Origin of the sequence: Pantoea sp. T14 (assembly GCF_036663535.1) — a bacterium.
Classification (GTDB): Bacteria; Pseudomonadota; Gammaproteobacteria; order Enterobacterales; family Enterobacteriaceae; genus Pantoea; species Pantoea phytostimulans.
Window position 1 is genome coordinate 1 of sequence record NZ_JAWUEB010000003.1, and the last position, 13,381, is coordinate 13,381.

The 13,381-nt window shown below is 51.7% G+C and carries 11 protein-coding genes, 2 tRNA genes and 1 pseudogene; all 14 read right to left on the minus strand.

Annotated elements, in window-relative coordinates; genetic code table 11:
- Nucleotides 1-92 precede the first annotated feature (92 nt).
- A tRNA-His gene (locus SC127_RS00730) sits at nucleotides 93-168 on the minus strand.
- A gap of 97 nt (nucleotides 169-265) precedes the next feature.
- Nucleotides 266-342, minus strand: a tRNA-Arg gene (locus SC127_RS00735).
- A 158-nt stretch (nucleotides 343-500) separates the two neighbouring features.
- The gene (gene wecG / locus SC127_RS00740) at nucleotides 501-1,241 is read right to left on the minus strand and encodes a lipopolysaccharide N-acetylmannosaminouronosyltransferase (RefSeq protein ID WP_215847988.1); all 741 of its coding nucleotides are present in this window, start codon (nucleotides 1,239-1,241) and stop codon (nucleotides 501-503) included.
- 37 nt (nucleotides 1,242-1,278) lie between these two features.
- Entirely contained in the window at nucleotides 1,279-2,622 is a 1,344-nt protein-coding gene (gene wzyE / locus SC127_RS00745) for an ECA oligosaccharide polymerase (RefSeq protein WP_243079720.1), read from the minus strand.
- A complete protein-coding gene (locus SC127_RS00750) occupies nucleotides 2,619-3,686 on the minus strand; it encodes a TDP-N-acetylfucosamine:lipid II N-acetylfucosaminyltransferase (protein WP_332624879.1) in 1,068 nt (355 codons plus the stop codon). Before SC127_RS00750 ends, wzyE begins: the two co-directional genes overlap by 4 nt.
- Nucleotides 3,683-4,933 carry a lipid III flippase WzxE gene (gene wzxE, locus SC127_RS00755; protein WP_215847990.1) on the minus strand — a complete coding sequence of 417 codons (1,251 nt, stop codon included), beginning with the start codon at nucleotides 4,931-4,933 and terminating at the stop codon, nucleotides 3,683-3,685. The genes SC127_RS00750 and wzxE overlap by 4 nt, the downstream gene beginning before the upstream one ends.
- Complete coding sequence (gene rffA / locus SC127_RS00760; RefSeq protein WP_332624880.1) at nucleotides 4,933-6,063, minus strand: dTDP-4-amino-4,6-dideoxygalactose transaminase; 1,131 nt, start codon at nucleotides 6,061-6,063, stop codon at nucleotides 4,933-4,935. The genes wzxE and rffA overlap by 1 nt, the downstream gene beginning before the upstream one ends.
- Complete coding sequence (rffC, locus tag SC127_RS00765) at nucleotides 6,050-6,757, minus strand: dTDP-4-amino-4,6-dideoxy-D-galactose acyltransferase (RefSeq protein ID WP_332624881.1); 708 nt, start codon at nucleotides 6,755-6,757, stop codon at nucleotides 6,050-6,052. Before rffC ends, rffA begins: the two co-directional genes overlap by 14 nt.
- Nucleotides 6,735-7,616 carry a glucose-1-phosphate thymidylyltransferase RfbA gene (gene rfbA / locus SC127_RS00770; RefSeq protein ID WP_243079724.1) on the minus strand — a complete coding sequence of 294 codons (882 nt, stop codon included), beginning with the start codon at nucleotides 7,614-7,616 and terminating at the stop codon, nucleotides 6,735-6,737. Before rfbA ends, rffC begins: the two co-directional genes overlap by 23 nt.
- A gap of 18 nt (nucleotides 7,617-7,634) precedes the next feature.
- A complete protein-coding gene (gene rfbB / locus SC127_RS00775) occupies nucleotides 7,635-8,705 on the minus strand; it encodes a dTDP-glucose 4,6-dehydratase (RefSeq protein ID WP_332624882.1) in 1,071 nt (356 codons plus the stop codon).
- Complete coding sequence (gene wecC, locus SC127_RS00780) at nucleotides 8,702-9,961, minus strand: UDP-N-acetyl-D-mannosamine dehydrogenase (protein ID WP_332624883.1); 1,260 nt, start codon at nucleotides 9,959-9,961, stop codon at nucleotides 8,702-8,704. The genes rfbB and wecC overlap by 4 nt, the downstream gene beginning before the upstream one ends.
- Complete coding sequence (wecB, locus tag SC127_RS00785; protein ID WP_215847993.1) at nucleotides 9,958-11,088, minus strand: non-hydrolyzing UDP-N-acetylglucosamine 2-epimerase; 1,131 nt, start codon at nucleotides 11,086-11,088, stop codon at nucleotides 9,958-9,960. Before wecB ends, wecC begins: the two co-directional genes overlap by 4 nt.
- 10 nt (nucleotides 11,089-11,098) lie before the next feature.
- A pseudogene (gene wzzE, locus SC127_RS00790) lies at nucleotides 11,099-12,151 on the minus strand (ECA polysaccharide chain length modulation protein); the annotation flags it as partial.
- Between the two features lie 30 nt (nucleotides 12,152-12,181).
- Nucleotides 12,182-13,261 carry a UDP-N-acetylglucosamine--undecaprenyl-phosphate N-acetylglucosaminephosphotransferase gene (wecA, locus tag SC127_RS00795; protein ID WP_215847995.1) on the minus strand — a complete coding sequence of 360 codons (1,080 nt, stop codon included), beginning with the start codon at nucleotides 13,259-13,261 and terminating at the stop codon, nucleotides 12,182-12,184.
- Nucleotides 13,262-13,381 lie beyond the last annotated feature (120 nt).

Here is a 13,381-nt window from a genome sequence, read left to right on the forward strand (position 1 = left end):
GAGGGACTTGAACCCTCACGTCCGTTAAGACACTAACACCTGAAGCTAGCGCGTCTACCAATTCCGCCACCTTCGCGTATCCCAGCAAAATCTGGGGTGGCTAATGGGACTCGAACCCACGACAACTGGAATCACAATCCAGGGCTCTACCAACTGAGCTATAGCCACCACAATACTTAATGTTGCAAGCCAAAAACCTACATCATATAAATCTTTACTACTAACTCGGTAATCAAACCACCGCAGCTCTTGCGCACAAAGTTAATGGCGCGCCCGACAGGATTCGAACCTGAGACCTCTGCCTCCGGAGGGCAGCGCTCTATCCAGCTGAGCTACGGGCGCGTAGCGCCGTTGCGGATGTGCATACTAGAGATAAGCGCCCATCGTGTCTAGTGCTTTTTAAATAAAAAAACGCGTTTGATTACGCTTTGTGCATTTCGTCGACAAATAGACCATTTATCTTGCTCGCACGCATGAAAACGCTGCATTTATCAGCAATATCAGAGATCGCCGCGCCAATGATAGCGCAGGTATTTCAGCAACTTTAACTGCCTGCGCCAGCGGCTGGGTTGTTTGATCAGCCGATAAAGCCACTCTAGCCCCATATTTTGCCACATTTTCGGCGCACGCTTCACATGCCCCGTAAAAACGTCATAGGTGCCGCCTACACCCATGTAGAGCGCATGGGTCCAATGTTCGCGGCACGCCAGCATTAACTGTTCCTGACGCGGTGATCCCAACGCCACCGTCACCAGCTTTGCGCCGCTGGCAGCCACACGCATAAACAGCGCATCACGCTCAGCCGGGGTAAAGTACCCATCCTGAGCACCAACAATATTCACATTCCATTGGCGACGCAGCTTGTCACACGTTTCATCCAGCACCGCCTGGCGGCCACCAATCAGAAAAACCGGCGTCCCTTCACGGCCAGCGCGTTCCATTAGCGCTTCCCATAAATCTGCACCCGCAATTCGGTTTACCGGCGCACCTGGGTATTTTTTGCGAATGGAACGCACAATGCTAATGCCATCAGGATATTTGAACTCAGCATGTTGCAGTAAGGTATTAAGCCCTTCATCCTGCTCAGCGGTTAATATCTTTTCCGCATTGATCGCGACCAACGTGCCCGTCCGTATGCCCTTTTCCGGCATAAGAAAATCAACAAAAGACGCCATGCTGTTAAAGCCATACAGCGCCACGCCGCGAATCTGATACTGCGGCGTGTCAGGTAACATAGTCATAGTTATTCTATATCTTCCTGTGAATCCCAAAGGCTGATCAGGATGGGCTGTGTAATGCCCGTACGCCGCGACTGCGAATCAGTCCGGCGTGATCCAGTAACCTAAAAATTAATTTCGCAATGCCTAAACAGGCAGCAAAAATGAGGCAGAAAAACACCACGCGCGAACCAAAAGCATCCAGGCCTTCGCGCGCCAGCACAATCATGTTAAACACCGCACCAAAGCAGAAGCTCTGCAAAATAGCGCCACTATAGCGATTCGTTTCAGTGCGCCCGCGTTCATACAGCCCATCAAAACCTTTGATGATCATGCCAACCGCGACCGCACCTACAGGAATAGCCCAAACACCCCCCATCACCAGCAGCGAGCCAATCAACGTTGGCGAAATTGCCAGCCCGGAATGGTTATTCAGCACTTCCCAGGTAAAGTAATTGGCACTGTTCAGCACCATAACCGGGCGACCTGGCCACAACCAGCTTGGGATAAACACATAAAAGTCACGCCACAGTGGCGCGAGGCCCTGAAACTCAATCTTGTGGTAATTCTCCAGCAACAAGGCCAGATTTTCCCACGGCGAGAACGTATCGCGCGTCAGGTAAAGAAAAGTGTAAAACGCTTCTGCACCCATCACGTCCAGGTTGTAACGCCGCAACGCCAGCCAAAACATGCCGCAAATGGCCATTACACCTGCCGCCGCCAACATCCATAACGTAATCCAGCCACGCGTAATGCCTATAAAAAGAAACAGTGCAAAGGCAATGATGATATTGGCTCGCGTGCCGCCGACCAGCGCATAGGTGAGCAAACCGAAGGCTGCGGTGATAATCAGAAACAGCATCCAGTTGCGCTGGGTTGGGCGCAAGAAATAGGGGATCAGCATTGCGGGTATAAAGAAATAGAAGAAACGCTTAAGCGCAACGCCAGAGACTTCGCTGGAGAAAATCTGGTTGTAAGCGGTCAGACGGAACAGAAGAAAACCATTGTGCAGGAAAAAAACTGTCACAGTGCCCAACGCCACCAGCGCCAGGATCACACAGGTTAAATGTGTTTCTACTCGATTCATCTGCAGCCAGGGTTTCGCTGGCGGCGCATTAATCGGTTTGAGCCGCACTTTATAACTGACGTAATAGATTGCGTAAAAGGCGCTCGCCGACAGCAGCGCCTGCAACAGAAACTGAGGGGGCACCACCGACGTATCAAAACGAAACACCAGCACGCAGCTTAATGGAAAACCAAAATAAAAAGTCAGTAAAAACAGCAAGGTAAAAAACAGATGGAAATTGAAACGCACACGCTTAAATTCCCGCCAGGTCAGGGTAAGAATAAAACCGAGTGAGAGCAGATAAACCACCAGCAGACCGCTAAACTGCATCAGGCTCATGAAGATTCCTCTTCGCAAAAATATAACGCTTCACGCCAGCCCGTCAGATAACCGGGAGCAAAGAAGGCGATTGCCTGTTTATCACATCCCATCAATTGACGTCGCGCTTCCGCCACAACGGCTGGATTGAGGGCATCTTCACTAAACAACACCGGCAGTTGCTGCTCGCTGACATCGCGCCAAAAAGGATTTTTTCGACTCAACACAAAGGGCACATTGGCCTGTATCAGTAAAGATAGCGTGCCAATGCCCTGCTGACGCTCGAACATAAAATAACCTAAATGGCAGCGTGAGAGCAGATTTAAATAGGCATCAAAGGCCAGGTTATCGCGTAGCAAGCGTACTTGCCCAGCCGGGAACAACCTGTCCGCTGTGGCCTGTACTTGCTCAATATAAAGATCGTTATTGGGCGGATAGCCGAGCGGCACCATTACTTTTACCTGTTCGCCAAACTGCTCACGAATGGCGTTTAAACCCGCAATATGACGGTTACTGACGTCGCCGGAGTTACCGAGCAGGAGAGTGAACGTTTCTCCCGGTTCAGCTGTTACCGCCGCATCAGGCATTTTGGTCGGGAAATAGAGCAACGATGTCGCAACGTTGGGATGCTGTTGTTGGTAGTGATGCAAATCACCACGCGTGGCAAACACGCGCGCCACCCTACCCTGCGCGATACGCCGCAACAGATAAAACAGGCGGAATTTCAGGCTGCGCGAGTCTTCATATAAGTCAGCACCCCACACATGCCAAAACAACTGCGAACGGCGCACTTTGCCGCTTAGCAGCGCCAGCCAGATCCAGGGATTAAACTGCCCATGACAAAAGAAGCGCTGCTGACGATGTTTCGCCCGCTCAATCAGTTTTTGCGCCAGCGCTTTCTTGCTGCTGAATGTTTCTATCTGCAGCGCGTTCAGGGACTGAAAGTGTTCAGGCTGCTGCGTGACCACCATAAAATGGCGTGGCGATGCGGTTGGCTGTTCAACGTGCATAACATCGTTAAAAAAGCGCAGCACCGTCAGATTGTGATGGGGAATATCGGATCCCAAAACGTGAATCAAAATCATTTTTTCCGACAATAAACAATGAAAGCGCCACAGCAAAGGGCGAAATAGGCCACATAAGTGAACATATAGGCTTGCGCAGCGCCGGTGGCACCGTGAAGCGGTATGAGCCAACGCGAAAAAAGTGTCAGTAATGTGAACTGGCTGATTTCGGTCAAAATATAGAAGCGCAGCGAAGCTTTGGCGATCACCAGATATCCGAAAACGTAAGCGCCGACTTTAAATACGTCACCGCAAAGTTGCCAGACAAACAGGTCGCGCATACCACGAAAGGCATCAGAGAACAGTAAACTGATCGCCATATCGCGCAGCAGCCAAACGCAGAAACTGGCAGCGGCTACTGCAGGTAAAACAAAACGTATCGCACGACCTATTTCGCGGGCGATGTCCCGCTTGTGCTCCAGACGTGCCAGCGTGGGTAAAAGCCAGACGCTAAATGTCGCGGTGATAAATTGCAGGTAGGCATCTGAGATGCTGGTGACGCCTTGCCACAGCCCAACCTGAGCCCAGCCTTGCTGATCGGCGAGTAAATTACGCATCATCACCCAGGCAACCGGTAATGTGACAGCGGTGATCAGCGCCATGACAGTGTATTTCGCCAGCCTGCGGGCAATATCGGGTTGCCATTGTGGCCGCAGCCAACTCAGCGGCAGCGGTACGCGCCGCTTTAGGATAATCATTGCCGGTAAAACCAGTAATGCAGGCACCAGCGCCAGGCCGATAAGCGCGCCCTGATAGCCGCCAAGCCACCAGCACAACACGTAACCCGCCAAGCCGATTAAGCTGCCAAGTATCAACGCCAGCGCATTACCACGCGCGTCGCGATACCCTTTGATTAACGCCAGCGTCAAATTGGCCCAGGCAATACCAAGCTGCAAAAATGCCACAACGCGAATCACGTTTTGAAAGCGATCGTGACCAAACAGCGCTTCACTGATCGGCGTAGCGGCCAGTAAAAATATCAGCGCCACCAGGGTTGAAAAACCCAACACCATCGCCGACGCCGTGCCCACCACCGCGCGTAGCCGTTCTGTTTCCTGCTGTGATTGCGCAACGTAAGTCGTCACGCCATTGAAAATTCCCGCTCCCGCTAAGACGCCCAGGACGGTGATCAACTGACGGAAATTCCCGGCCTGCCCTACGCCTTCTGGCCCGAAACTCACCGCCAGCAGTTTTACCACCAACAAGCCCGCAGCAATTTTTACCAGCGTAGACGATGCCGTCCACACTGAGGCTTTAGCTAATGACATCAGGAAAAGAAGCTCAGCAGAGAGCTGATCACTGTGTTTTGGTTATTGTCCGACAGGTTGTAGAACAACGGCAGACGTAACAGGCGTTCACTTTCTTTGGTCGTAAAGCGATCGTTGCCAAAAAAGCGTGAAAAACGTTCTCCAGCAGGCGAGCTATGCAGTGGGATGTAATGAAAAACAGTAAGAATTTCCGCTTCTTTCATCCAGTTAATCAACGCCTGGCGATCGTCTTGATCGTGCATTTTCAGATAAAACATGTGCGCGTTATGTTTACAGTCCGCTGGGATAGTAGGGAGCGTGATACGGCCTTTAGCGGCTAACGGTTGCAAGGCATCATGATAACGCTGCCACAGACGCAAACGCTGCTGGTTAATGTGTTCCGCGGCTTCCAGTTGCGCCCAGAGATAGGCTGCTTGCAGGTCAGACATCAAATAGCTGGACCCCCTATCGCGCCAGGTATATTTGTCTACCTGACCACGAAAGAACTGGCTGCGGTTGGTGCCTTTTTCACGAATGATTTCAGCGCGCTCAACCAGACTCGCATCATTGATTAGCGTGGCACCGCCTTCACCGCCCGCCGTGTAATTTTTGGTTTCGTGAAAACTAAAGCAGCCAATATGACCAATACTGCCGAGCGCCCGACCTTTGTAACTCGACATCACGCCCTGCGCTGCATCTTCAATCACGAATAATCGGTGTTGAGTCGCCAGCGCCATAATGGTGTCCATTTCGCAAGCCACACCCGCGTAATGCACCGGCACAATAGCCCGGGTCTTATCTGTGATTGCCGCTTCAATCAGGTTTTCATCAATATTCAGCGTATCAGGCCGGACATCGACAAAGACGATTTTTGCGCCACGCAGTACGAACGCATTGGCCGTTGAAACAAAGGTATAGCTCGGCATGATCACTTCATCGCCGGGCTGAATATCAATCAGCAGCGCGGCCATTTCCAGTGATGCGGTGCAGGACGGCGTTAGCAGGACTTTTTTACTGCTGAAGCGTTGTTCCATCCACTGTTGGCAACGACGCGTAAAACCGCCATCACCGCAGAGTTTGCCGCTGCTCATCGCCGACTGCATATAGTCGATTTCAGTGCCCACAATCGGGGGCGCATTAAATGGAATCATGACCTTTCCTGTAGAACCAGTACGCCGTGCTTTCCAGCCGCGCACCGCTGCGTAAATAAAGGCGCATCGCCGTGAGATTGCTAAGTTGGGTGGCAACACGTAATTGCTTTAATTGCCGAACCCGCGCCCAATCGGCGGCAGCGAGCATCAAACGCAGGCCAACGCCGTTGCCTTGCGCTTCCGGCAGCACCGCCAGCAAACCGATACGCGCATCCCCGTCAACTTCACGCATCGAGACAAATCCCTGCAAAGCACCGGCTTCATCGCTGGCAACCAGGCATTGATTATCGAACGTGCCGCGTACGGCATTTTCAATCCACTGAGCATAGAAGCGGCCACTGTCATCTGCGGCATACCAAGGCGCACGAAAGCGGCTTTGATTAAAAACCTGCATCGCTGCGTCGCGTAGCGCAGGGATCTGAGATTCCCGGGCAATGCGAATGCCGGTTTGGCGTTCAGTGTGTTTAAGGGTGAGCGCTAAATCTGCCTCGCCTTCCACCAGTTGAAAACCGTGTTGGCCGAGCGCATCAATCACTTCCGCTTGTTCTGCAGGCACTTTAATGTGTAGCAGCGCGCAGGGATGTTGCACGGCAGTAGCCAACGGCGTTTCACCATCAAGCTCCAGCCGTACCGTATCAAGGCCGAAGAACTGGCTCTCCCACGCAAGGGGATTAATATTGACGAGGACGGGCATGCAATAAATCCAGCAAATACTGGCCGTAGCCAGTCTTAGTTAAGGCTTCACCGGCAGCACGCAACTGATCGTCACTCAACCAACCGTTGCGCCAGGCAATCTCTTCCAGACAGGCAATTTTAAATCCCTGTCGCTTTTCAACCGTTTGCACAAACATACTGGCTTCAATCAGGCTGTCGTGGGTGCCCGTATCAAGCCAGGCGAATCCACGGCCAAGTAGCTCAACCGAGAGGGCACCACGCTCAAGATACATTTGATTGATGGCGGTAATTTCCAACTCGCCACGCTCGGAGGGCTGAACCTGTTTAGCGAATTCAACTACTTGATTATCGTAAAAATAGAGTCCGGTGACAGCCCAGCGCGATTTGGGTTGCTTTGGCTTCTCTTCGATCGATAACGCATGAAAGTTATCGTCAAATTCCACCACACCAAACCGTTCTGGATCCATGACCTGATAACCAAATACCGTGGCACCCTGATTCTGCTCGACAACTTTCTTGAGCTTAGGGCTGAAACCCTGGCCGAAATAGAGATTATCGCCCAGCACCAAACAGCAACTGTCGTTGCCGATGAAGGTTTCGCCAATGATAAAGGCTTGCGCTAATCCATCCGGGCTGGGTTGCACTGCATAGGTAATCTGAAGGCCAAATTCGCTGCCATCACCTAATAATCGTTGAAACTGGTCACGATCTTCTGGCGTCGTAATGAGCAAAATATCGCGAATTCCCGCCAGCATTAATACCGATAATGGATAGTAAATCATCGGCTTATCGTATACGGGCAGCAACTGCTTCGAAACGGCGCGGGTGATGGGATGTAGCCGCGTGCCCGAACCTCCAGCCAAAATAATGCCTTTCATCTCTGCTCCTTGCGCCTGTTATTGCGTTAAGCCGAGGCGTTCACCACGATAACGGCCATCAAGAATAGCCTGCCACCAAGCGGGATTATCGAGATACCATGCCACGGTTTTACGCATGCCGCTTTCAAAGGTTTCCTGTGGCGTCCAGCCAAGTTCACGTGCGATCTTGCTGGCGTCGATGGCATAACGCTGATCGTGGCCAGGACGGTCAGTCACGTAGGTAATAAGGTCACGGAAATGTGCGGTATTTGTTGGTTTGCGATCTGCAGCCAGCTCTTCCAACAGCGAGCAAATTGTTTCCACTACCTCAATATTTTTGCGTTCGTTGTGACCACCAATATTGTAAGTTTCACCCACTTTACCTCTGCTCACCACGCGATAAAGCGCGCGCGCATGATCGTCCACAAATAACCAATCGCGTACTTGCTGCCCATTGCCATAAATCGGTAAGGCTTTGCCTGCCAGTGCATTGATGATGGTGAGCGGAATCAGCTTTTCGGGAAAATGGTAAGGGCCGTAATTGTTTGAGCAGTTCGTGACGATAATCGGCAAGCCGTAAGTGCGTAGCCAGGCGCGAACCAAATGGTCGCTGCTGGCTTTGGTTGCAGAATAAGGGCTGCTCGGTGCATACGGCGTCGTTTCAGTGAAAAATGCACTCTGGTCATGAAGATCGCCAAATACTTCATCCGTTGAAATATGATGGAAGATAAAAGCCTTTTTGCGCTCATCTTCCATCGAATTCCAGTAAAAGCGCGCAGCTTCAAGCAGCTGATAAGTGCCGATAATATTGGTTTCAATAAAAGCGATCGGCCCATCAATTGAACGATCAACATGGCTTTCCGCAGCCAGATGCATGATGCAATCGGGTTGATACTGTTTCATCACGCGGTCTAATTCGGACCGGTCGCAGATATCTACCTGTTCAAACTTGAAACGCGGATGGTGAATAACGCTGGCCAAGGACGTAAGGTTGCCAGCGTAGCTCAGTTTATCCACCACCAAGACTTGATGATCAGTTTCGTTGATCAAATATCTCACCAGCGCTGAGCCAATAAAACCAGCGCCGCCCGTCACCAGAAACTGCTTCATCGCCACACGCCTTTGGTATCTACAATCCAGGATTGCGTAACTTGCGCAGCATCAATGGCACGGAAAGCACGGTGATCAACCAGCATCACCAGCAAATCAGCTTGGTTAAGCGCCTCTTCGCAGGCAACTAACGTGGCATGTTCAGCCAGCGCAGACGGAATCTGGGTAATATTGGGCTCAACAACCCATGTAGCGCCGCTGTGCCATTCGGCAATCAGCTGTGCTACGCCCATCGCCGGGCTTTCGCGTAAATCATCGATATTCGGTTTAAACGCCAGACCAAAACAGGCGATGGTGAGCTCACTGGCACGTTTACCGGTTTGCACCAGGCAATCGGCTAAGGCTTTTTTCACCTGATCTAATACCCACTGCGGTTTGGCATCATTGACTTCGCGCGCAGTGCGAATCAGCCGCGCCAGTTCAGGATTTTGTGCCACGATAAACCAAGGATCGACAGCGATACAGTGACCGCCTACGCCGGGCCCGGGCTGAAGAATATTGACGCGCGGGTGGCGATTTGCCAATGCGATCAGTTCCCACACGTTAATCTCTTGATCGGCACAAATCAGCGATAGCTCGTTGGCGAAGGCGATATTGACGTCACGGAAACTGTTCTCCGTTAGCTTGCACATTTCAGCGGTGCGGGCGTTGGTTTCAACACATTCACCTTTAAGGAAAATGCGATACAACTCGCTGGCGCGCGCAGAACAGGCGGCTGACATGCCACCAATGACGCGATCGTTATTGATAAGCTCAACCATGACCTGCCCAGGCAAGACGCGTTCCGGGCAATAGGCAATAAAAATATCAGGAGCTTCACTCTGCTGCGGAAAGCGCAAATCAGGACGCGCTGCGGCTAACCATTCCGCCATTTGTTCGGTGCTGCCGACGGGCGAAGTCGATTCGAGAATCACTAAATCGCCCTTTTTAAGCACCGGTGCGATGGATTCTGCGGCCGCTTTGACGAAGCGTAAATCGGGTTGGTGCTCATCCCTAAACGGTGTGGGTACGGCAATCAGAAAAGCCTCTGCGGCTTCGGGTTTTGTGGTTGCCCGTAGATCACCGCGCGCCACAGCGTCATGCACTACGCGATCTAAATCGGGCTCAATAATATGAATCTCACCACGATTGATGGTTTCAACAGCACGCGCATTGATATCTACGCCTACCACCTTTTTCCCTTTAGAGGCAAAAACGGCTGCGGTTGGCAGCCCAATGTAACCCAGTCCAATGATGGAAATGGTTTCAAAACTCATAAGTCGACTCTGTTATCTTTTAAGGCTTGCAAAATGCGTCCGCAGGCGGCGCCATCACCATAGGGATTATGGGCGCGGCTCATTGCCTGCCAGGCGGCTTCATCCGTCAGCAACTGGCTCACTTCATTAACGATTTTTTCAATATCGGTGCCAACCAATCTCACGGTTCCCGCTTCCACCGCTTCAGGTCGTTCAGTGGTATCACGCATTACCAGCACCGGTTTACCCAGCGAGGGCGCTTCTTCCTGAACACCGCCCGAATCGGTAAGAATCAGCCAGGCACGATTCATCAGCCAGACAAAAGGCAAGTACTCTTGCGGTTCAATAAGAATGATGTTTTCAATGCCGCTGAGAATGCGGTTTACCGGTTCGCTGACGTTGGGATTAAGGTGAACCGGATAAACAATTTGCGCATCAGGATGCTGACGAGCGATTTGTGCCAGCGCGCTACAGATGCGTTCAAAACCCTCACCGAAGCTTTCACGACGATGGCCTGTAACCAGAATCAGCTTTTTACTTTCATCAAGGAAAGGGTAACGTGCGGTTAATTGCGCATTGAGATCGCTGTCATCTAACACCCGATCGCGCACCCACAGCAGCGCATCTATAACCGTATTGCCGGTAACAAAGATGCGCGCATCCGGCAGGTTCTCCTGCAGCAGATTCTGCCGTGAACGTAACGTTGGCGTGAAATGCAGACTGGCGAGGTGCCCCGTCAACTTGCGGTTAGCCTCTTCCGGCCACGGCGATGATAAATCGCCGGTACGCAGTCCCGCCTCAACATGCGCGACGGGAATCTGTTGATAAAATGCGGCCAGGCTTGCCGCCAGCGTGGTGGTGGTATCACCATGTACCAGCACGACATCAGGTTTGAAATCGAGCAATACGGTTTTCATGCCCTGCAAAATGCGGCAGGTGATTTCAGTCAACCCCTGTTCAGGGCGCATGATGTTGAGATCGTAATCGGGTTGCAGTTGAAATAAACGCAGCACCTGATCAAGCATTTCACGATGCTGCGCAGTCACGCACAGACGTGATTCAAAGGCGGGATCCTGCGCCAATGCTTTCACGAGCGGCGCCATCTTGATGGCTTCGGGGCGAGTACCAAATACTGTCAGAACTTTCACTCTGTTTCTCTCAATGACGCGGTTCTAACATCGGACGCGGCCGACGCATCAGCGCCACACCTGCACCCACCAACGCGCCAATGGCGCCCCACATGATCATCATAAACAGACGACGCGGGCTGTCACGCGAGACCGGCTCTTCCGGTGTGCGTAAATAGCGGTAGGTTTGAAATTTGCTGTTCAGCGCCGGACCTGCCTGCAACGTGGTAAGCATTGCTCTGTTTTGATCATAGCTTATATCGTAGGTCGGGCCCGTTGCCTGCAAAGTCTCTAGCTGACCTTGCAGCATCGGTTGACCTAACAAAAACAGATCGCTGTCCGCCAGGTTTTCTCCAATATCACGCGGCTGCTTTTCACGAATACCTTGCTGGTCTGCAATTTTTAACGCCTGTTGCAGGCGATGCTCCTGACGCTGAAACACCGCTTTTGCCACATCTTCCTGACGTTTAACCTGGGCTTGCAGCTGTGCACTGCGCACTTGCCATGCGCCGGTAAGTTCAGTGTTGAGATGACGTGCAGCACGTTCGCTGGCGTAGGCGATATATTGCCGCAGCAGATTGTTAGCATCGCTGGCCGTTTCCGCCTTTAATTTGACGTTATCGAAGGTACTGTGCGCGGTGTCAGCGGGTGTAAACTGGACATTACCGATTAAATCGTCCAGCAGCGCCGCATCATTATGCGCATTCCCCGTTTTACGGCTTTTGAAATAGTCCGTTTGCTGCCAGAACTCCCGGCGCGTATCCCAGGATGAGAGCTGCATGACAAATTCCTGGTAAACCTCATCCATGATCGTAGGCGACGGTGCACTCAGCGTCAGCGCATTGTTATGCACGTCCAGGTTACTGAGAAACTGCTGCTGAGCGTAGTAAGAACCCAGCATATTCACCGTTGGGCGTTCAGTCATCGCCGTGGTGCTCCATACCTGTTTCATCAACAGCGTGGCTAGCCAGGCGATCACGGTAAACAGCAACGCAAGACCAATAATCCAGCGCTTTCCACGCCATAAGCAGCAGCACAGGCCGCGAATATCCAGTTCGTTCTCCACAACGTCAGAGGGCATAACAGGGTTATCCTTTGTAAGGTCTTATCAGAGTCATTTTTTCTTCGCGTCTCGGGCGCTATTAATACGGCGCTTGATGCGTCGAATACGTCGCGCTACACGCCAGGCATGCTTCAGGCAATAGCCGTAAACCATAAAGGCAAACAGGAACAGCACCAGCATCACCCATTCGGGGATAAAGGCGAGATATTCGCCTAACACACCAATACCCGCGAGAATCGCGGCAGCAACGGTGATCAACATAAAGGCCTGACGCGAGCTAAAACCGGCCCGCATGATCAGGTGATGAATGTGCTGGCGGTCGGCAGAAAACGGACTCATACCTTTGCGCAGGCGACGATACATGATCGCAACCATGTCCATCAGAGGAATGGCGATTAACCACAGCGCGGTAACAGGGGTGATGGGATGACTTAATCCTTGCGTCGTTTCCAGCAAAATCCAGATGATGGTGAAGCCAATCATCGTACTGCCGGCATCGCCCATAAAGACTTTATAGCGGCGCCCCAGAAAACCGAGATTAAGCAGGATATAAGGCAGCGTGGCGGCGATCATCGCAAAGCACCACATGGCGAGGCTGAACTGACCATCGAAATAGAGGATGATGCCCATCGCCGCAAAAGTAACAGACGCAAGGCCACCCAGCAGGCCGTCAATGCCATCCACCATATTAAAGGCGTTAATGGCCGCCCATACGGCAAACAGCGTTAGCACATAGCCAAACGGCCCAACAATCAACTCAACCGGACCGATGATAAACCCAAGGCTGAGTAAGTAGAGTTTGGCACCCACCATCATCACAACAGCAACAATGGCTTGTACCACGGCGCGAATTTTCACGCTGATATCAAAGCGATCGTCTAGCGCGCCTACCAATACCAGAACACCCGCGCAGGCTAAAAACAGCAGCGCGTGCGGCAAATAATAATTTGTAATCGCGAAGGTAAAACAGATCCCTGCATATACGGATATGCCGCCAACCAGCGGAATCGCCCCATGATGACGTTTACGCGAATTCGGCGTATCAACCAAACCAATTTTTTTAGCTGCTTTACGAGCAAAAAAGAGGAAGACTAAAGAAAAGAGAAAAATTAAACCAAGCTCAGTACTCATAGTGAGTAAATTCACGTTAAACGCTCTCAGCTAACATCTTGGGCAACAATACGCGAAAATCCACTTTTACTGCTGCTCCAGAATCCGAATTCTGCATGAAGAGGTGCGTGAATGCTTAAT

Coding starts and splice junctions, on each gene's coding strand:
- wzyE (WP_243079720.1), bottom strand. CDS start 2,622: ATGAGCCTGATGCAGTTTAGCGGTCTGCTGGTGGTTTATCTGCTCTCA.
- rffC (WP_332624881.1), bottom strand. CDS start 6,757: ATGCCCGTCCTCGTCAATATTAATCCCCTTGCGTGGGAGAGCCAGTTC.
- SC127_RS00750 (WP_332624879.1), bottom strand. CDS start 3,686: ATGATTTTGATTCACGTTTTGGGATCCGATATTCCCCATCACAATCTG.
- wecA (WP_215847995.1), bottom strand. CDS start 13,261: ATGAGTACTGAGCTTGGTTTAATTTTTCTCTTTTCTTTAGTCTTCCTC.
- wecC (WP_332624883.1), bottom strand. CDS start 9,961: ATGAGTTTTGAAACCATTTCCATCATTGGACTGGGTTACATTGGGCTG.
- rffA (WP_332624880.1), bottom strand. CDS start 6,063: ATGATTCCATTTAATGCGCCCCCGATTGTGGGCACTGAAATCGACTAT.
- rfbA (WP_243079724.1), bottom strand. CDS start 7,616: ATGAAAGGCATTATTTTGGCTGGAGGTTCGGGCACGCGGCTACATCCC.
- rfbB (WP_332624882.1), bottom strand. CDS start 8,705: ATGAAGCAGTTTCTGGTGACGGGCGGCGCTGGTTTTATTGGCTCAGCG.
- wzxE (WP_215847990.1), bottom strand. CDS start 4,933: ATGTCATTAGCTAAAGCCTCAGTGTGGACGGCATCGTCTACGCTGGTA.
- wecG (WP_215847988.1), bottom strand. CDS start 1,241: ATGACTATGTTACCTGACACGCCGCAGTATCAGATTCGCGGCGTGGCG.